General features: G+C 36.0%; 14 protein-coding genes and 1 pseudogene. 10 read left to right on the top strand and 5 right to left on the bottom strand.

Going from position 1 to position 21059, the window contains the following annotated elements:
• Together E0F91_RS15070 and E0F91_RS15065 are read left to right on the top strand one after the other, a co-directional pair.
• Positions 1-243 (top strand): annotated as a pseudogene (locus E0F91_RS15070) (IS110 family transposase); the annotation flags it as partial.
• Positions 244-289: 46 nt separating this feature from the next.
• Entirely contained in the window at positions 290-511 is a 222-nt protein-coding gene (locus E0F91_RS15065; RefSeq protein ID WP_424955344.1) for a hypothetical protein, read from the top strand.
• Positions 512-566: 55 nt separating this feature from the next.
• Here the strand turns inward: E0F91_RS15065 and E0F91_RS15060 are convergent, their stop codons facing one another.
• From E0F91_RS15060 to htpG, 3 genes are all read right to left on the bottom strand, one after another.
• A complete protein-coding gene (locus E0F91_RS15060; RefSeq protein WP_132067272.1) occupies positions 567-1247 on the bottom strand; it encodes a RelA/SpoT domain-containing protein in 681 nt (226 codons plus the stop codon).
• 5 nt (positions 1248-1252) lie between these two features.
• Entirely contained in the window at positions 1253-2371 is a 1119-nt protein-coding gene (locus E0F91_RS15055) for a ParA family protein (RefSeq protein WP_132067271.1), read from the bottom strand.
• 410 nt (positions 2372-2781) lie between these two features.
• Positions 2782-4683 carry a molecular chaperone HtpG gene (gene htpG, locus E0F91_RS15050; protein WP_132067270.1) on the bottom strand — a complete coding sequence of 634 codons (1902 nt, stop codon included), beginning with the start codon at positions 4681-4683 and terminating at the stop codon, positions 2782-2784.
• A 179-nt stretch (positions 4684-4862) separates the two neighbouring features.
• Here htpG and E0F91_RS15045 point away from each other — a divergent pair, with 179 nt between their 5' ends.
• From E0F91_RS15045 to E0F91_RS15035, 3 genes are all read left to right on the top strand, one after another.
• A complete protein-coding gene (locus E0F91_RS15045) occupies positions 4863-5339 on the top strand; it encodes a lipocalin family protein (protein ID WP_073350631.1) in 477 nt (158 codons plus the stop codon).
• A 16-nt stretch (positions 5340-5355) separates the two neighbouring features.
• Positions 5356-6051, top strand: a complete 696-nt coding sequence (locus tag E0F91_RS15040) for a YiaD family glycine zipper/OmpA-like lipoprotein (protein WP_132067269.1) — start codon at positions 5356-5358, stop codon at positions 6049-6051.
• Between the two features lie 104 nt (positions 6052-6155).
• Positions 6156-7103, top strand: coding sequence for an ABC transporter ATP-binding protein (locus E0F91_RS15035; protein WP_132067268.1), 948 nt, complete (start codon positions 6156-6158; stop codon positions 7101-7103).
• A 213-nt stretch (positions 7104-7316) separates the two neighbouring features.
• Here the strand turns inward: E0F91_RS15035 and E0F91_RS15030 are convergent, their stop codons facing one another.
• Positions 7317-9728 carry an alpha/beta hydrolase family protein gene (locus E0F91_RS15030; protein WP_132067267.1) on the bottom strand — a complete coding sequence of 804 codons (2412 nt, stop codon included), beginning with the start codon at positions 9726-9728 and terminating at the stop codon, positions 7317-7319.
• Positions 9729-10004: 276 nt separating this feature from the next.
• On the opposite strand from E0F91_RS15030, the gene E0F91_RS15025 reads away from it, so the two are divergent.
• From E0F91_RS15025 to E0F91_RS15015, 3 genes are all read left to right on the top strand, one after another.
• Positions 10005-11012 (top strand): 3-oxoacyl-ACP synthase III family protein, encoded by a 1008-nt coding sequence (locus E0F91_RS15025; RefSeq protein ID WP_132067266.1) that lies wholly within the window; start codon positions 10005-10007, stop codon positions 11010-11012.
• A gap of 134 nt (positions 11013-11146) precedes the next feature.
• Positions 11147-12142, top strand: a complete 996-nt coding sequence (locus tag E0F91_RS15020; RefSeq protein WP_132067265.1) for an isoaspartyl peptidase/L-asparaginase family protein — start codon at positions 11147-11149, stop codon at positions 12140-12142.
• On the top strand, positions 12143-12823 hold the full coding sequence (locus E0F91_RS15015) for a copper homeostasis protein CutC (protein WP_132067264.1): 681 nt from the start codon (positions 12143-12145) through the stop codon (positions 12821-12823). It begins immediately after the preceding gene.
• A 456-nt stretch (positions 12824-13279) separates the two neighbouring features.
• On the opposite strand, the gene E0F91_RS15010 is transcribed toward E0F91_RS15015, so the two are convergent.
• The gene (locus tag E0F91_RS15010) at positions 13280-17566 is read right to left on the bottom strand and encodes a T9SS type B sorting domain-containing protein (RefSeq protein ID WP_132067263.1); all 4287 of its coding nucleotides are present in this window, start codon (positions 17564-17566) and stop codon (positions 13280-13282) included.
• A gap of 202 nt (positions 17567-17768) precedes the next feature.
• On the opposite strand from E0F91_RS15010, the gene argS reads away from it, so the two are divergent.
• Complete coding sequence (argS, locus tag E0F91_RS15005) at positions 17769-19547, top strand: arginine--tRNA ligase (protein WP_132067262.1); 1779 nt, start codon at positions 17769-17771, stop codon at positions 19545-19547.
• A 138-nt stretch (positions 19548-19685) separates the two neighbouring features.
• Positions 19686-21035, top strand: coding sequence for a signal recognition particle protein (gene ffh / locus E0F91_RS15000; protein WP_132067261.1), 1350 nt, complete (start codon positions 19686-19688; stop codon positions 21033-21035).
• Positions 21036-21059 lie beyond the last annotated feature (24 nt).

Raw genomic sequence — 21059 nt, 5'->3', positions numbered from 1 at the left:
ATTAAAGGACGAACCAAAGTGAATCATATGGCAGATAAAAAGATGAAATCAATATTACAAATGTGTGCTTTAGTTGCCGTAAAACATGATCCGCAACTCAAAGAATATTATGAAAGAAAAAAAGGTGAAGGTAAGAACGCAATGCTGGTTTTAAACAATGTAAAATGTAAAATTATTGGTCGTGTTTTTTCTGTAATTAACAGACAAACTCCCTATATAAATACACATAAATTTGCCTGTTAAATTTTAAATATTTTCTTGTTTTTTACCATAGAATGCGCTAACGATTGTGGTATATCAGCGCGATCGGGTTTACAAAGACCACGCTTATGCTTGGAGCAGAACCAGAAAAGGAGGCTGGCGAATCGTTCAAAGTCCAATTCTAACCACTACAATTACCCTACTACGACTTAAGAAGAAAGGTTATCAATCAATGTTGGAGATTTACATGGAACTCAACCCATCACTTTGCGAACCGCCGTATACGAGACCCGCACGTACGGTGGTGTGAGAGGCGCACTCCGTCAGTTTCTGGCGGAGCCGTCTACTCGATTGGCTGTTCGTTTTTATTTTTTTTCGTTAAATTCAGAATGGCTCCTAAATATTGAATCAGCTAGTCTAGTTCCTGTAGATACAAGCTTTGACAAAACTCTTAATTGTTCTTTACAAGCAATACTTTCAGTTTGAAATGGATAATTAATTGTGTGGTCAATTTCACCCCATATTTCCTCAAATAAAGTTCTTACTTGTATTTCACAACAAACAACTGCATTTGGGTTATTTGGTTTAACTAAATAATGAATACTCGTATAAAAAGTATCTCTCAATTCGGTTTCAATGTTTAATTGATTGTAAAATTGTATAGATTCTGGATCCCAAGTCATTGCTTTGGGATTTTCAACAAATAACCAATCACCGTTTTGAATTTTTTCTTGAATTGCATTATTTATTTCTATAAATTGTTCTTGATACAAGTGTAAAACTCTAACACCTATGAAATCAGTTATTTCTTCAAATAAATTATTTTTATTTATTTCTTTACCTTTTTCTAATTTTCGATATAATTTTTGTTCAAGATGACTTGGCTCTTTAAATCTTGATTTAATTGAATGGATTATCGGAAAAGGTTTTCTATTTAGAGTTCTATGTTTTTCAAAAAAAGCCAAAACACTTGGCAAAAATTGTTCAAATTCAAACAATTTATCTTTGTAAAGTTGAACAGCTTCATTAATATTTTGATTTTCCATATTAATTAATTTAACCTTTCTACACGTTCTAATAATGCTTTTGTAAATGAAATATATTTATCAAGAGTTTCTCTATACCTTCCATAACTTCCTTGATTAATTGGTTCAATTTCTTTTTCAAGTAGTACTTCAGGATGTTCTTTTCTTAATCTTGTGTAAACTTCAGGAACTTGCCAAATTGGACAATTTAAGCTTTGTGCAACAGATGGAAATGTATTATGAGAATGTATGACTGAACTTCCACCAATTGGAGTATTAAGTTGTTCAGGTGTTAAATGTAATCGATTTGATTCTTTAATAAATTGCTCAATAATTTTTGGTATTTTTTCAACGTAAGAATAATGAGCTTGCGCTAAATCATATTCATTATTTCCTCCAGAGTATTTAGCTGCTTTATAAATTGTGAAACCTAAAAATTGTACAAAGTTTTGAGGAAATTTACTTCTTTTGTCGGATGAGATTAGATTGTATATTGTGTCAAATTCTTTTTTCCATAATTCAAGTGAATTCCCAATATTTCTTATACCGTATAAACTAAACATATCTGGTTGTGCAGGAATAAAAAAACCATCAACAGTAGAAATAATAGTTTTATTTAAAATACCTAAACTTGGAGATGTATCAATAATAATAAAATCATAATTATTTTTTGCAGCGTATAAATTGCACAACTCTCTTATTTTTGTTATTGTCCTAATTGCTAAATTATCACCTTGATAAGCACCATTCCATCTTTCAGCTAACTTGTTTTCATATTTATGAATCGATAATCTACCTGGAATCAAATCAAGATTTGCATTTAAGTTAACTGTAGGCGGTAAAATATCAAAATCACTCAAACCGTCTTCTGTTGGTTTTAGAAGAAAATGTATACTTCTTGGAGTTTCCAAAATGGATTGATTTTCCTTAAATGCTTTTTCAAAGTCGTCAATAAATGGATCTTCTTCTTGCCAAATATTATGTAAGTATTCAGTTTCTATTCCACATATTGTTAAATTACATTGTGGATCTAAATCTATCATTAAAGTTTTCTTTCCTAATTCACTTAATGCAAAGCCTAAATGATAACCTAAAGTTGACTTTCCAACTCCTCCTTTATTATTAAAAAGTGAGATTATTTTCATATATTTTCTTTTATTTACGGTTTTTCATAAAATGACAGCCAACTAGTATATATGCGAAACAAACCTTCGCATATACACCCAATTCTGATTAGATCAGCGAAGGTTTATTTCGCTTTATTCATTTCTCAAATATATTAAAATATTCTTACAAATTCCATTTTAAAAAAACGAATTTGTAAAAGTATTACGTCATTACTAGCCCCGATAGCAGCGAAAATCCTTTGCGGTGGCGGGAGCCAAAGGCAAAGATTGTAGCGCATAGCGGGACAAAACGCCTGATGAAAACCAGTCATTCTGCTCCAAAAAAAAAAGCCGCCCCAATTGGGACAGCTTTTAGTATTTTGGATATTCCGAAGCAAGTTCGGAATAAGCGATTCACCTCATTTTACTTTATAAAATGGGTTCTCTGCTTATTTAATCAGCTCAAAACTTCTTTTTACGAAAGCCGTTAACGCTTCTCCTTTTAATAGGTTTTGCGATAATTTAGCCAAGTCAAGGGCTTGTTTTACTAAACTTTCCTGAGCGTCTTTGTCTTTGTTGTTTAAGATGCTGGTTGCCAATTCAGAGTTCGTATTCACCACTAAATTGTACATTTCCGGCATGTTGCCCATTCCAAACATTCCGCCGCCACCGGACTGACTCATTTCTTTCATTCTACGCATGAATTCTGGTTGCGTGATGATAAATGGAGACGCATTGCTGTCTAAAGCTTCCAGTTGTACACTGTACGTTTGTTTAGGAACGATCGCTTCCAGAACGGTTTTTAAGTTGGTTTGCTCTTCTTCGGATAATTTAGAAATTGTCGTTTCCTCTTTCTTGATTAAATTATCAATATGATCAGAATCGACACGTACAAAAGTCATGTTGCTGTTGTCGCCTTCAATTTTTTGAATCAAGTGCGAGATAATAGGAGAGTCCAGCAATAAAACCTCGTATCCTTTGTCTTTTGCAATTTCGATATAGGAGTGTTGCGCTTCTTTGTTTCCTGCGTAAAGCACCACTAATTTTCCGTCTTTGTCGGTTTGATTCGCAGCCAATTTTTCTTTTAATTCTTCCAGTGTGTGGAATTTTCCATCAACTGTTGGGTATAAAACAAAAGCGCCTGCTTTTTCGTAGAATTTATCTTCAGATAACATTCCGTATTCTAAAACGATTTTGATATCGTTCCATTTTTGCTCAAAATCTTCACGGTTCTCTGTGAATAACGATTTTAATTTGTCAGCAACTTTACGGGTGATGTAATTCGAGATTTTCTTCACTGCAGCATCCGCTTGCAATCCAGAACGCGAAACGTTCAATGGAATGTCTGGAGAATCCACCACACCTTTTAGCATCATCAAGAATTCAGGTACAATTCCTTCTACATTATCCGTTACGTACACTTGATTTTGGTACAATTGGATTTTGTCTTTCTGAATTTGTAAATCAGATCCTAATTTTGGGAAATACAAAATACCAGTTAAGTTGAACGGGTAATCAACATTTAAATGAATGTGGAATAACGGTTCTTCAAACTGCATTGGGTACAATTCATGGTAGAATGTCTTGTAATCCTCTGGAGTTAAATCCGCAGGTTGTTTCGTCCAAGCCGGATTTGGGTTGTTGATGATGTTGTCTACTTCAACTTCTGTAAACGTTTTGTCTACATCTTCGGCAGCCACTTCTTCACCCTTTTTTTGTTCTATTTTCTCTGTTTTGGTTCCAAATTTAATTGGAATCGGCATAAACTTATTGTACTTGTTTAATAATCCGTTGATTTTAGAATCTTCTAAAAATTCCAGCGAATCTTCGGCAATATGCAAGATGATTTCAGTTCCACGTGTAGTTTTGTCAGCTGGTTCTAAGGTGAATTCTGGGCTTCCATCACAAGTCCAGTGTGCTGCAGGTTCGTCTTTGAACGATTTAGTGATGATTTCCACTTTTTCGGCAACCATAAAAGCCGAATAAAATCCAAGACCAAAATGACCAATAATTCCAGAATCTTTAGCCGAATCTTTGTATTTGTCTAGAAATTCTTCCGCACCAGAAAAGGCCACTTGGTTGATGTATTTTTCTACTTCGTCAGCCGTCATTCCAAGACCTTGGTCAATGATGTGCAATTTCTTTCCTTCCTTATCAATTTTAATTTCGATAATTGGGTTTCCGTACTCTACTTTGGCTTCGCCAATGCTGGTTAAATGCTTTAATTTAAGTGTTGCATCTGTTCCGTTCGAAATCAACTCACGCAAGAAAATTTCGTGATCGCTGTATAAGAATTTCTTGATTAAGGGAAAGATGTTCTCTACCGAAACATTAATTTTACCTGTTGTCATATTATGAATTTTTTAGTTTATTTTGATGGTTACAATTCTTTCAAATGTAATACCAATTATATTACAAGTGACAAATTGTCGTAAGCGTTAATTATGATATAAAATATTATAATTCTGAAACAAACGTATTTCATTGCTTCGTATATTTGTGTAAGTATTAATTCATTAAATTTAAGAAAATGAAAAAAGTTATTTTATTATGCACATTGGCCGTTTTGATGTTTGCATGTAAGTCAACATCAGCTACAAGTACAAACACCGATAGAAAATCTCAGGTAGCAATGAAAGGAAACTGGGTAATTAGTTCTGTAACTTATCCAGGTTCACAATATGTAAAAGTGAATACTTTTCAAATTGCGGATTCAGAATGTTTCGTAGGAAGTAATTGGAAATTTGTTTCAAATAATAATAAAGGAACTATGGCTTTGACAAAAGCGAATTGTATGGCATTCAGCTCGCCAATTACATGGTTTGTCAATAATGATGGGCAGTTTGTCCTTAAAGTTCTTAATGCTGGAGAAAAAGCTAGAAAAGTAAAAGAAGGGTATATTTTATACGTAGCCAATCAAACAGAATCCTCTTTTCAATTGATTGATAAAATCGATGTAGCAGGAAAAATGACTGATGTAGTGTATCAGTTTCAAAAAGTTAATTAATTAAAAGAAAATAGATATGAAAAAGATTTCGATAGTTGCAATAGCAACAATAATGGTTATGGGTTCAATGTTTACGAGTTGTGAGGCTATAAAAAACACGAACAAAACACAAAGAGGTGCCGGAATTGGTGCTGTTGCAGGAGCTGTTCTTGGTGGAGTTCTTGGGAACAACGTTGGAAAAGGCGGTAATGGTGCAATGGGAGCTGTTTTAGGTGGTGTTATTGGTGGCGTTGCCGGTGGTGTTATTGGTAACAAAATGGACAAACAAGCAAGAGAAATTGATGCTGTTCTTCCAGGAGCTGAAGTAGTGCGTATTGGTGAAGGAATTAAATTAGTTTTGAATGAAAATGCAGTGCGTTTTGATACAAACAAATCTTCTTTGACTGCTGGTGCAAAAGCAAATTTAGATAAATTAGTTCCCGTTTTCGCAGAATATCCAGATACTGATATTACAATTTATGGTTACACAGACAGTACTGGTCCAGCAGATTATAACCTAAAACTTTCAGGAGAAAGAGCAGCAGCGGTTAAAAATTATTTAGCAAGCAAAGGGGTGTCTTCTAGTAGATTTCAAGTTACTGGTTTAGGAATTGCTGATCCAATTGCTTCAAATGAAACAGTGGATGGTAGAAGTCAAAACCGTCGTGTTGAATTTGCTATTACTGCAAATGAAAAAATGATTAAAGATGCAGAAGCGGAAGTGAAAAACTAAGCCAAAAACACTTTAAAAACAAGGGCTGTTTCGTCAAGAAGCAGCCCTTTTTTGTGCCTAAATTTGAATTAAACATCGTAAATTTGCAACTTTAAATAAAGAGGATGCTAGAGATAAAAGACATATCGTTTACTTACAGCGACAAGCCAGTCATTGAAAATATTAGTTTCACCATTGCCAAAGGCGAAAATACCGCCATTATTGGTGAAAGCGGCTGCGGTAAAAGCACGTTGCTAAAACTGATTTATGGGTTGTATAATTTAGACAGCGGTGCAATAACCTATAATGAAAAACCCATTTTGGGTCCCAAATACAATCTGGTTCCTGGAGAAGATTACATTAAATATTTAGCGCAGGATTTCGATTTGATGCCGTACATAACTGTCGAAGAAAATGTGGGCAAGTTCTTGTCGAATATGTATCCAGAGGAGAAAAAAGCCCGTGTTCAAGAATTATTGGATATGGTCGAAATGACCGCTTTTGCAAAAGTAAAAGCGAAATTCCTAAGTGGCGGACAGCAACAACGAGTGGCTTTGGCAAGAGTTTTGGCATTAGAACCCGAAATTATTTTGCTCGATGAGCCATTTAGTCAAATTGATTCTTTTAGAAAGAATTCCTTGCGTCGCAATTTATTTAAATACTTAAAAGACAAAGGCGTTACTTGCATTATTGCCACGCATGATAGTACCGATGCATTGTCTTTCTCTGATGAAACCATTGTGATTCAAAACGGGGAAATAGTGGCAAAAGGAGATTCTAAATCCTTGTATGAAAACCCGGCTAATAAATATATTGCGTCTCTTTTTGGGGAAGTAAACGAATTGAAATTATCACAGTTAATAGATATTGAAGACGATGAGGATGTTGCGCTTTTATTGTATCCGCATCAATTGAAAGTAGTAGATAATGCCATTATGAGCGCCGTTGTAAAGCAATGTTATTTCAAAGGAAGTCATTATTTAGTCAAAGCCGCTTTTGAAAGAAGAGCGATTTTCTTCGACCATGATTCGGAATTAGAACGCAATCAGGAAGTGTTTTTGATGTTATCTTGAGGACAAGTGATTAGTGATCAGTAAATAGTATTCAGTGGTTTTTAGTTCAAATTGGGACGTAAACCTGAAGTTGTTTTTAACTTTGATACGAGTTTTTTTTAGTAAAAAAGCAAAACCCCAAAATTTTATAGATTTTGGGGTTTTGTTTTATGTTCATTTTTCATATTTTAATTTCTGATCATTTAGTAACTGATCACTGAACACTTTTAAGCGTTAATTCTTCAAATATTTTTCTAAGAATTGATCTTGTTCCCAAAGCAAATGCAAAATATTCTCTTTGGTTACATATCCGTGTGCTTCTTTTGGAAGGATTACCATTCTTGCTGGTGCTCCTAAACCTTTCAAAGCCTGAAAATAACGTTCCGTTTGCAACGTGAAGGTCCCCGGATTGTTATCGGCTTCACCATGTACTAAAAGCATTGGCGTTTTCATTTTATCCGCATTCATAAATGGCGACATTGTATTGTACACTTCAGGAGTTTCCCAGTAATTGCGTTGCTCACTTTGGAAACCAAACGGAGTCAACGTTCTATTATAAGCGCCACTTCTAGCAATTCCGCAAGCAAAAAGATTGGAATGTGTCAATAAATTTGCTGTCATAAAAGCACCATACGAGTGACCACCAACGGCTACTTTTTTTCTGTTAATGTATCCCAAAGCATCTACGGCATTAATTGCAGCTTCTGCATTGTCAACTAATTGTGTTATGAAATTATCATTTGGTTCCGTTGTTCCTTCGCCAATAATTGGGAAAGCAGCGTCATCAAGAACTACATAGCCTTTGGTTACCCAATATACGAACGAACCATAACTTGGAAACGTGAACTCATTTTGGTTTTGTGTACTTTGTCCTGCTGAATTTTTATCCTTGTATTCTGCTGGATACGCCCAAATCAACAAAGGCATTTTTTCTTTTTTGACTTTGTCATAACCCACAGGTAGATATAACGTTCCTGATAATTCAACGCCATCTTTACGTTTGTATTTAATCACTTCCTTGCTCACATTTTTAATACTTTCAAAAGGATTTTTGAAGGTTGTAATTGGAGTCAGTTTGTTTTTTTGAAAAATGTTTCTCAAGTAATAATTTGGATATTCATTTTTAGATTGAATTTGGACTAAAACCGTTCCTTTTTTGAAGTCTTCGATTTCCAAAATATCTTCTTTTTTATCGGTGTAATTTGAAGTGTACAAACGTTTTGCTTGTGCTGTTTTCAAATTAAATTCACTAATAAATGGAAATTGCCCGTTTTTAGTAAATCCGTCCCCAATAAGATACGCATTGTCATTTTCGATGGCCAAAACATATCTGTTGTATTGGTTTTTTCTAGTTTCAAAATTTCCCGGATCAGAATACACATCTTGAGAATTTCTGTCGAAAATCACTTTTGGAGCCTGACTTGGATTCGATGGATTGATAATATAGGTTTTGGTATTACGCGTATCATACCATTCGTCTGAAACTATGGCAACGTTATCATTACCCCAAATCATTCGGTCGTAGCGCTGTGGAGTTTTTACTAATGAAGTTGCTGCGGCATTAAATGGTGCGTTCCACAGAAAAACTTCATCTCTGAAATCTACTTTATTGGCAGGATCTCCACCGTCTAAAGCTTCAGCATACACTAATGTTGCCGGTTTGTCCGCTCTCCAGCTCATGTTTCTTTTTCCTTTTCGAACGGCCATGAAACCTTTAGGAATAATTTCGGTTAGCGACACTTCATTTACTACTTTGACTTCGTTTCCAGCTTTGTCGTAGATTACTGATTTTGATGGAAAACGACTTAATGGAACGATATAGGAAAATGGTTTCTGGATGGTAGTCAGCATCAAATAATTTCCATCTGGTGAAAAACTTTCTCCTGCATACATCGCTGCATTTTTGAATAAAGTTGCTGTTCCGTTCAGGTTTACTTTGTACAATTCAGAAGTCATGATGTTCTCAAAATTGATTTCATCATTCTTGTTTTTCAACATGTCCGGATAGGTTCTGTTTTGCGATTTTACTCCGTCAGCATTCGAAATTATCGGACCAGTTGGCAAATCTTTTTTAGCATCCAAAAGTGCCGCTCTGTTTTTCGGTAACATTTTTACCAAAATAGTTTCGTTGTCATTCATCCAGCTGAACGGACTTCCAATATTCGCATTCACAGTGGCTTCTGTTAATCTGGTGGCTTTCGCCGAAGCAACATCAATAAACCAAAGTTCTACTCCAGTAGCTGTCGTATGCGAAAATGATATTTTTGTATCATTTGGTGACCAAGCGATATTACTGATGCGAGGATTTGTTGGTAATCCTATTACCTGTACTTCATTCTTGTCTTTTATTTTACGTAATTTCAGGTTGTTTACGTAAGTCACAGAACTGGAAATATTAGTAATTGGATTAATTCGCAATCCACCCAAACGCAATTCTTCCTGATTTAAATCGTCTAATGATTTATAAGTATTTCGATAGGTCAAAAGCATGTATTCTTTTTTGGTATCCATCGATACCGAAGGGGCTCTTTCGTAATCCGCTAATTCTAAAATGGATTGGGAGGGTTTCTGGTAATTTAGGTTTTCTTGTGCATAGGTGGTTAAGCTTAGCCCAAGAAAGAAAAATAATGGAATTTTTAATTTCATAATTTGAATGATTTTAAATTAGAGTTCGTAGTACGTAATATGAGTCTAAAATAACCCAATGTTGTTACATTTGAAAACAAATATCACTTTTTAACTTTTGCATTGACTCTTGCGTGATGAGTACTAATTTTATTTCCCATCTATTTAGTCTAATGGAAGCTATAAAATGTGGATGAATGTATAAAACTTGTAAATTGCTAAAAAAGTGGTAATTTGGTCCTCTTATTTTAAGGAAGTTTTAAATTTGCAGTCTGATTTTAATAAAATAATAATACTATGTATCATTCAAAAATAGCAGGATTGGGTTATTATGTACCCGAAAACGTGGTCACTAATGACGATTTATCAAAAATTATTGATACCAATGACGAATGGATTCAGGAGCGAACAGGAATTCAAGAGCGAAGACACATTATAAAAGGCGAAGACACCACGACTTCTATGGGCGTGAAAGCGGCCAAAATAGCAATTGAGCGTTCTGGTGTTGCAAAGGAAGATATTGATTTTGTGGTTTTTGCCACGTTAAGTCCAGATTTTTATTTCCCTGGCCCAGGAGTTTTAGTACAACGTGATTTGGGACTAAGAACCGTAGGCGCATTAGATGTAAGAAATCAATGTTCTGGTTTTATTTATGCTTTATCTGTTGCAGATCAGTACATTAAGACTGGAATGTACAAAAATATATTAGTGATTGGATCTGAGGTTCATTCCACCGGATTGGATATGACCTCACGTGGACGTGGTGTTTCTGTGATTTTTGGAGATGGAGCAGGAGCCGCTGTTTTGAGTAGAGAAGAAGATTTGACCAAAGGAATTCTATCTACACATTTGCATTCTGAAGGACAACATGCAGAGGAATTAATTGTGAAAGCTCCAGGAATGGGAGGCCGTTGGATTACGGATATTTTGGCGGATAATGATCCGGATGATGAAAGTTATTTCCCATACATGAACGGGCAATTTGTATTTAAAAATGCAGTGGTTCGTTTCAGTGAAGTGATTAATGAAGGATTGCAAGCGAATAATTTACAGGTTTCCGATATTGATATGTTAATTCCGCATCAGGCAAATTTGAGAATTTCTCAATTTATCCAAAAGAAATTCAATTTAACAGACGATCAGGTGTATAATAATATTCAAAAATACGGAAATACTACCGCAGCTTCTATTCCAATTGCTTTAACTGAAGCTTGGGAACAAGGCAAAATAAAATCAGGAGATACGGTTGTTTTGGCAGCTTTTGGAAGTGGTTTTACTTGGGGAAGTGCTATTATTAAATGGTAAAAGTAGTTTAAGGAATCGGATGCCGATTCCAGTTGTTACTCGATAAAAGTCTAAGCCTGCGCAAATTATTGCGCAGGCTTTTTTATTTACAGATGAAACATTATATTTAGCATTCGAATTGTAATCCAACCAAAATGACAAACCGTAGAAATTTTATAAGAACAGCAGCAATTGCCTCTGCAGCCGTGGCGCTAAACGCATTCAAAGGGAAACCGGAAGAACAAAATAATTTCACCTCTAAAAAAGGAATTAAACCTATTGTGCTTTCTACATGGAATTTTGGATTACAAGCGAATGCCGCTGCTTGGGAAATTTTAAAAAATAACGGAAGAGCCTTAGATGCCGTTGAAGCCGGAGTAAAAGTTCCTGAAGGAGACCCAAACGAACGTAGTGTAGGCTATGGCGGAAGACCGGATCGAGATGGGCGCGTTACACTTGATGCGTGTATTATGGATGAAAACGCAAATATTGGATCTGTAGCCTGTTTAGAATTTATAAAACATCCAATTACTGTGGCTCGTGCTGTGATGGAAAAAACGCCACATGTCATGTTGGTTGGTGATGGCGCTTTACAGTTTGCCTTATCTCAAGGTTTTGTAAAAGAAAATTTGTTACTGGAAGAATCTGAAAAAGAATGGAAAGAATGGTTGAAAACCAGTCAATACAAGCCTATTGCTAATATCGAGAATCACGATACTATTGGAATGATTGCTTTGGATGCTGATGGAAATCTTTCCGGTGCGTGTACGACAAGCGGTATGGCTTTCAAAATGCACGGGCGTTTGGGCGATTCGCCTATAATTGGCGCCGGTTTGTATGTTGATAACGAAATTGGCGCCGCCACAGCCACCGGTCATGGGGAAGAAGTGATTCGGATTTCAGGTTGTCATTTGGTTGTCGAATTGATGCGCCAAGGCAAATCGCCACAAAAAGCTTGTGAGGAAGCAGTAGCCCGAATCGTGAATTTGACTCGAAAAAGAAATAAAAATCTAAAAGATATCCAAGTTGGTTTCATCGCATTGAATAAAAAAGGGGAATTCGGATCCTATTGTATTCAAGGTGGATTTAATTATGCGGTTCATGATGCAACGGGAAACCGATTAATTGATGCAGAATATTTTTTAAAATAAATGAAGAAAGCTCAACTGGAAATTGCTTGTTTCAATTTAGAATCAGCTATTCTTGCACAAGAAAATGGTGTCGATAGAATTGAATTGTGTGCCAATATAAATGAAGGCGGAACAACGCCGGATTTTGAACTTACGAAAACTGTTCGTGATAAAGTCACCGTCGATTTGAATGTAATGATTCGGCCTCGAGGCGGAAATTTTGTTTACTCTGATGTAGAGTTTGAGCAAATGAAATCGGAAATTGTAGCATTCAAAAATCTCCGAGTAGATGGATTTGTTTTTGGAATTTTGAAAGAGGATTCTAATATCAATGAACTCCAGAATGCTGCATTAATAGCTTTGGCAAATCCATTGCCTTGTACTTTTCATCGAGCTTTTGATGGAATAAAAAATAAATTGGAAGCGCTTGAATCTCTAATTGAATGTGGTTTCAAAACTATTTTGACGTCTGGAACAGTAACAAATGTAGTTGACGGCATTGCTGTATTGTCGGACTTGATTGAAAAAGCAAATGATCGAATTGTAATTATGCCGGGCGGCGGTTTGCGTTCAACGAATATTGGATTGTTAAAAGATAAAACAAAAGCTATTTTCTATCATTCTTCTGCCATTATTGATTCCGGTGAAATAGCCAATTCAGAGGAAATTAAAGCTCTAAAAGCTCATTTAGAACATATATAAAAGTTTCTAAATCAAAAAACTCGGAGTTGGCATACTCCGAGTTTTTCTTTTGGTAACTAACTATTAAAACTAATTTTTATTAAAAACTTTTGAATTCAGGACTTTTTCTACAGCACCAATTGAAATATAGGTAGTACTCTTCGGCTAGTAAATTAACTTCTTACTTGCATCAATTTTCTATAGTATAATCAAATTTTTCCTAAAAATATTCAGAAGGATTTTTTTTCTATATGAAGAGGAGTTTGGATTTTAATTAAATCACTCAACTGATTTAACTCAAAAGTAATTACCTAACGCAGCCCCATATCATTTTGATTAACTATAAATACTGTTTGTTTGAATCTCCTTAGTAGACTGCTAAAGCCTTATTTTGTTACAGCTATTTTAATTTTAATTTTTTTATGAATAAAAAAAGGCTTTCGATTAGGAAAGCCTTCTTTTTTTTTGTCTTCCGATTTATCGTTTCAGAGAAAAATGTGATTTGTATTCTTTAGTAATGTTATCTTCTGTGTAGGAAATCGAAAACCAATAATCGTCAGCTGGGAGTGGATAACCATTAAAGGTTCCGTCCCAACCTGAACCATTTGGAAATAACTCTTTAAGTAGTTTTCCATAGCGATCGAAGATGTACAATTTTAAATTTTCCTCGTTAGGTATCCCGGTGATGTTCCATGTGTCATTAAATCCATCTCCGTTTGGAGTAAAGAATTTAGGACTGTTTATAAGTCTGACTGATAATGGGATAGTAAAAGTTCCGCAATTGGCATCGCTCACTGTTATTTCATGAAGTCCAGAACTTACGTTGGTGAATACATTACTCTCTTGTGGTGAACCTCCATCTAATGAATATAGAAAATTACTTCCATCGCCAACAAATGGGATAGCAGTAACAGTTATGGTTTGGTTATCCGTGAACCATCCGCTAGTTGTATAGGTTACGGACAAGGGCTTTGAAGATTCAATAACTGTGAAAGGCACACTGTCTGAGGTACAACCAAAAATGGATAAATTGGTTACCGTGAGCGTGTAGTTTCCGGGTTCACTTGTTGAAAAATTCTCGTTGGTACTGACTAGGGTGCCGTCTTCGCTTTTCCATTCAAAGGAATACTGTGGTGCGGTAAATCCGCTTTCGATAAAAGCAGCAGTAGTAATTCCGGTATCAATATCGATACAAATGGCAGGAATGATTGGAGTTGGTTTTGGTTTTTCGGTGATCGTAATAACCATCGGTTGTTCAGCAGGACAAATAACGGTTGCTGCGGTTCCTGATTCGGCATACGCATAAATAGTAGTTGACGCAGTGATGAAATCGCCTGGAAATCTTTCAGTATTGTTGCTTCCCGGACCACCTGGATTTGTAAAATATCTCGTTACTGGAGCTATGTATGAAGGGAGTTCATAGGATTCGCATCTGGTAACAGGAGCGATAGGTGTTATCGTTGGAGTATTATAGATGGTGATAATAAAAGGATCTTCATCAATACAGGTCACTCTATTATTGTTTTCTACGTATACATACAGCGTAGTTGTTGCTGTTATGGGAGAATAAGGCGGCAATAATTGTACTCCAGTCCCATTAGGACCGTTTGGAGCGGTGTAATAGCTTCCCATTCCTACGATAGCTGGTAAATCATAGCTATTGCAGGAATATTTATCCTGTATGTCATTTACAAATGTAACTAGTACATCTATACTATATTCAGAAACGCAAGTGTTAGGTGCTGCAGCTGCGGCATAAACATAAATCGTTTTTGAAGTTGTTAAAACGGTTCCTGGTGGTAAAACAGGATTTATAGGAGAGGGACCACCGGAAAATTCATAATATTCTCCGTTTCTTAAATCATCTAAAGTATAACTTTGACCACATCGAATAACTTCCACCGGTTTTGCATCAATTGCTGGTGATCTATTAATGGTGATCATAAATTCTTCTTCAACATAACATGAACCAGTTGGGGCTTTATCGTAAAAGTACATTGTTTGCGTTGAGGTTACTGGATATCCCACAGGACGAAGTTGTCCAGTTCCTAAGGGTCCCGTGAAATAATTTCCTGAACGCGGCACCGCAGGCAAATAATAGACGTCACATTGTGGTTCAGTGTCCGGTATCACGGGTAAAGGGGCGATATTTACTGTAATGGTAAAGTCAAGATTATTAGTGCAAGTTTCTCCTGCTATGTAAAACCAGAGCGTTGTAGTTGCATTGATAAATGTTCCGGCGGCTACAACAGTTCCACCCCCTGCAGCGGCTGTTCTATACTCTCCAACCGTTAAGGCTGGCAGTCGATAAGCGGAGCAGGAATTTACATCTGCTGGAGGTGCAATACTTGCTAAACCAATAAAAACGGTAAACCTTTTTTCTGAAGAACAATTTACTGGGGCAGTACCAGTCTCTTTGTAAACATAAATTGGAGTGGTTGTCGCTAGCACTGTTCCGGGTGGTAAAAGGGAACCACTTTTATTGGTACCGGTGTAATAGACACCTCCATTTGGGTCAACTGGTAAAGTGTATGTCGTGCATCCAAATTGATTTAGATAATTAGGCAATACAGTAAATGGTATTATTGTTATATCAAATGGTTGTTCACGGGTACAAGATGGAGTGACTGTGGTGTCTTCAAACCAAACATATATTCTATTAATTCCTGGAGTATTGACAACAAATCCTGCTGCTAATTGTGTATTTCCGGGAGTAGAGGTACCTCCGCTTTGAGTGAAATATTTTGCATACGGTAAAGCTGGAAGTGCGTAACTGGTACAATAGGTTTCTGAAACTGGTGTGATTGTACTTAAATTGGCAATAGTGACATTAAATGAATCTTGATTGGTACACACTCCGGACTGATTATATACAAAAAGGTTCAGTGTGGTGGTATTTATCACATCTCCTGCAAAAAGCTGTATTCCGCTTCCGTTACTACCGGTCCAATACTGAGCGCCGGCTTTTGTTAAAACAGGTAGCGTATAAGAAGTACATACAAATACATCTTGTAAAATATCTACTTCAGGTAATGGGTTTACAATTAATTGAAAACTGGTAACTACATAACAGTTATTATTTGAAGTATTTTGTAATCGGACCCACAATGTTCTACTTGGAGATAGTATTTGGTTACTTGCATTTAGAGTTATAATAGTAGTATTGTTATTTGCTCCTGCTGATGAAGAGTGAAAAGTAAGTATGTTGTAAGTGGTGTTTTGAGAACCAATAATGGATGCAATTTGTGCTGTTAAGTTAAAATTAGCTCTTAAAGGGTTGTCAGATAAATTTCTGGAACATAATGTTGCATCGGCTGGGTCATTTGCAATTTGAGGTGGCGGAACAATCAGCAATTGGAAAGACCTGATTTCATAGCATAATGTAATAGGATTTTGAATTCGAACAAATATTTGTTTGCCACTTTCAGCACTTGTAATCGTCTGTAGAATTGATATGGCGCCAATATTTCCCCTTGCATCTGCATCAGTTAAGTGATAGGTAATAATAGTATTTGCAGGTAAATCATCTAGCGTACCTGCTGTACTCGTCGATTGGTTAATTCCAGCTCGAATGATAGTGCTGTTTTTATTTAGATCAAAATCATAAGAGGAAGCTCCAGAATCACAGGCATAAATGTTAGGAACTGTCGCGATAACACCAATTTTTGCATAAATCTCCACAGTGATTTCATCTGTAACAGCAATACATCCAGGTTCTGTGTAGGTCACGCTGTAGGTGTGAGTTCCGGAACTAACCAGTGGAGTAATTGAGTTGAGATCTAATGTTACCCCTGTTTGTGGGGGTGAAAATGCTATTCCGTTTTTTTTCCAAACAAAAGTAGTTGCCGGATCTAAACCTGCGGCAGATAATATTGGTAACGTGTTTCCGGGACAAATGGCAGCATTATTTGCCGTTGTATAATCCAATCCTAAAACATCTTGTCCGATGTTAAAACTATTGGCTTCTAAAAATATGGCGGAATCATATCCCACATTATTTCCGCCGTCAGCAATTACTAATTTTATTCGATAGACGTGAGTAATATCTAAACCGGTTGCCGACGCCAGCATTGAAACTGTTTGTCCGTTGAAATTTATGGCAGGACCAAATCCATTTCCGTTAAAAGCACCAAAATAGCTTGGATTAGCAGAAGGACAATTTGCATTGTAAGTATTGTCTCTAATAGTTTCAACAGAAACAGGGATCGCGGTACCAGGAATTACAGCTAAATTTACATTTGCACCACCCGCAGTCACATCTTTTAGAAGAAAAGCAAAAGCATCAGAAAAATTACATTGAGAAGTTCCGTATTCCTCGGAGGCAAAAAGAAAAGAAAAATTAAAATTGGGTGTTTTGGGCTGAAAATCAAATTCAATGTAACTCGCATTTATTGAATTAATAGTTATTCCCGACTGTGAAAGTAGGTTGGCCTCTAAATCAGAATCTCCGGTCCATGCGGGTGTACCATCACTTAGAATGCTCGTGTTTGGTCCAGGAATTCTAGTCACATCTCCCGTGCTTAATACAACACCAGTGGTAAAAGGAAAGGCAGAATTAGTATTTTCGAAATAACCAATTCCATTTGAAGATCCAAATGCTGTCCCTGTCCTCGAAGTAACATTGGTACCTTGAACACATGGCGAATTTACTAATACCTGATTTACCAATTCGTCAACCGTGTATTTTGTTGTACTTACGGTAACTGACTGAGAGTGACCGGTATATAAAACCATCAACAATATAAAAATAAGTGTCTTTTTCATGTTTTAGGTTGTTAATTTGCATGTCAAAAATAGTAAAAATTGAAATATGATTTTTAAAAAATGCTAAATTTATGTTAACTCAATCTTAAATATAGTTGTAAAACGGTTATTTTCATTTATTAGTGTTTTTAAGACGTAATAGAAAAACTTTTATAAGCATATTAAGGAATTAGAATTATCTTTGCACTTTTAAATTTACACCATGACATTACAACAGATTCTTACGCCCTCTATTGAACAAGCTGTAAAAGCTTTATTTGACGTTACGATTGATAAAGTTGAATTTCAAACTACACGGAAGGAATTTGAAGGAGATATTACTATGGTTATTTTTCCATTATTGAAAGTAGTTAAAAGCAATCCAGTCGAATTGGGGAATAAAATAGGAAACTATTTAGTTGAAAATTTGGCTGAGGTGAGTCGTTTTAATGTGGTTTCTGGATTTTTAAATATCGTTATTTCTGATGCGTATTATTTGGATTTCTTTGGAGCAATAAAAGACGATGTTAAATTTGGTTTCGTTACTCCAAATATAGAAGACAAAGCGGTAATGGTAGAATATTCTTCGCCAAACACTAATAAACCGTTGCATTTAGGTCACGTTCGTAATAATCTTTTAGGGTATTCAGTGGCTGAAATCATCAAAGCCTCTGGTAAAAAAGTATATAAAACTCAAATCATTAACGATAGAGGAATCCATATTTGCAAATCAATGTTGGCTTGGCAAAAATTCGGAAACGGACAAACACCAGAATCAACCGGTCTAAAAGGGGATAAATTAGTTGGTAATTATTACGTTGCTTTTGATAAAGCGTATAAAGAAGAAATAGCGCAATTAATGAACGCCGGCAAAACGGAAGAGGAAGCCAAAAAACAAGCACCAATCATTCTGGAAGCACAAGAAATGTTACTGAAATGGGAAGCAGGTGATGATGCCGTAATTACGCTTTGGAAAACTATGAACCAATGGGTTTATGACGGTTTTGCGACTACTTATAAAAATTTAGGTGTCGATTTTGATGCGTTTTATTATGAAAGCAACACCTATTTATTAGGAAAAGATGTCGTTCAAATTGGTTTAGACAGAGGAGTTTTCGAAAAAGATCCTGACGGTTCCGTTTGGATTGATTTGACAGATGAAGGTTTAGACCGTAAAATTGTATTGCGTTCCGACGGTACTGCAGTTTATATGACGCAAGATATTGGAACAGCGATTCAGCGTGTGAAAGATTATCCAGATGTTGGCGGAATGGTGTATACTGTAGGAAATGAGCAGGATTATCACTTTAAAGTTTTGTTTTTGATCTTGAAAAAATTAGGCTTTGATTGGTCTAAAAACTTGTTTCATCTGTCCTACGGAATGGTAGATTTACCTTCTGGTAAAATGAAAAGCCGTGAAGGAACAGTTGTTGATGCCGATGATTTGATGCAGGAAATGACCGATACCGCACAAAAAATTGCCGAAGATTTAGGAAAATTAGACTCCTATTCTGCTGAGGAGAAAGCAAAATTATATAGCACAATTGGTTTGGGTGCTTTGAAATATTATATTTTAAAAGTGGATCCTAAAAAACGAATCCTTTTTAACCCGGAAGAATCTGTAGATTTTGCTGGAAATACAGGACCGTTTATTCAATATACGTATGCCAGAATTCAATCGATTATTCGTAAAGCAAATTTTGATTTTTCGAATACATCAAAAATGACAATGCTGCACGAAAAAGAGAAAGAATTGGTGAAACAATTAGAGTTGTTCCCTGAAGTGATTCAAAATGCGGCGCAGCATCACAGTCCTGCTTTGTTGGCTAATTTTACTTATGATTTAGTTCGCGAATACAATTCATTCTATCAAGCAGTTCCAATTCTTGGAGAAGAAGACTTAGAAAAGAAAATTTTCCGTGTTCAATTGTCTAAAAAAGTGGCAGATACTATTGCAGCTTCATTTAAACTGTTAGGAATTAGTGTTCCGGAAAGAATGTAAAAAGAGATAGAAAACGACTTCAAAATGAGGTCGTTTTTTTGTTAAAATAAACCTGAAAATCCATTGTCAATATTCTAATGATCTAATTGCCTAATTTCCTAATTAGTTTATCTTTGCATTTCAAAATAAATAAATACTATGTTCGATAATTTAAGCGATAAACTAGACAAAGCCTTTCATATATTAAAAGGACACGGAAAAATTACTGAAGTAAACGTAGCCGAAACTTTGAAAGAAGTTCGTCGTGCGTTGCTTGACGCCGATGTCAATTTTAAAATTGCGAAAGATTTTACGACTAAAGTAAAAGAAAAAGCAATTGGACAGGATGTATTAACAACGCTTCAGCCGGGACAATTATTGGTGAAGTTAGTTAAAGACGAACTGACTGAATTAATGGGTGGCGATGTTGCTGGAATCAATCTTTCGGGAAATCCATCGGTTATTTTGATGGCAGGTTTGCAAGGATCTGGAAAAACTACTTTCTCTGGAAAACTAGCGAATTATCTTCTTACAAAAAAGAACAAGAAGCCACTTTTGGTAGCCTGTGATATTTACCGTCCAGCGGCGATTCAACAATTATATGTTGTTGGAGATTCGATTGGTGTTGAGGTGTACTCAGAGCCAGAGAATAAGAATCCCGTTGAAATTGCTCAAAACGCAATCAAACATGCAAAAGCAAACGGATTCAATGTCGTGATTGTCGATACTGCGGGTCGTTTAGCAGTCGATGAGGAAATGATGAACGAAATAGAACGCGTTCATAAAGCGATTCAGCCGCAAGAAACGTTGTTTGTTGTAGATGCAATGACGGGTCAAGATGCTGTAAATACTGCAAAAGCCTTCAACGAAAGATTAAATTTTGATGGGGTTATCTTAACTAAATTAGATGGAGATACTCGTGGTGGAGCTGCAATTTCGATTAAATCGGTTGTTAATAAACCAATTAAGTTCGTAGGTACAGGCGAAAAGATGGACGCGATTGATGTGTTCTATCCAATTCGTATGGCCGAAAGAATTTTGGGAATGGGAGACGTTGTGTCTTTGGTAGAAAGAGCACAAGAGCAATTTGACGAAGAAGAAGCAAGAAAGATCCAAAAGAAAATTGCCAAAAACGAATTCGGTTTTGATGATTTCCTTTCGCAAATTCAGCAAGTAAAGAAAATGGGTAATATGAAAGACTTGGTCGGAATGATACCAGGTGCTTCAAAAGCCATGAAAGACGTCGAGATTGAAGATGATGCTTTCAAACATATTGAAGCCATTATTCACTCGATGACGCCAATCGAAAGAAGTAAGCCGGCTTTGATTGATGTCAAAAGAAAAGCCAGAATAGCTAAAGGTTCGGGGACCAAAATCGAACAAGTCAATCAGTTGATGAAGCAGTTTGACCAAATGAGCAAGATGATGAAAATGATGCAAGGGCCAGGAGGGAAAAACCTAATGAAAATGATGGGCGGTATGAAAGGCGGAATGCCAGGAATGAGATAAAATGAGTCAAAGGTAGAAAGTCTT

This window comes from Flavobacterium sandaracinum (assembly GCF_004349135.1).
Lineage (GTDB): Bacteria > Bacteroidota > Bacteroidia > Flavobacteriales > Flavobacteriaceae > Flavobacterium > Flavobacterium sandaracinum.
Note: the sequence above shows the minus strand (reverse complement) of the source record. Positions and strands in the feature narration are given on the sequence as shown.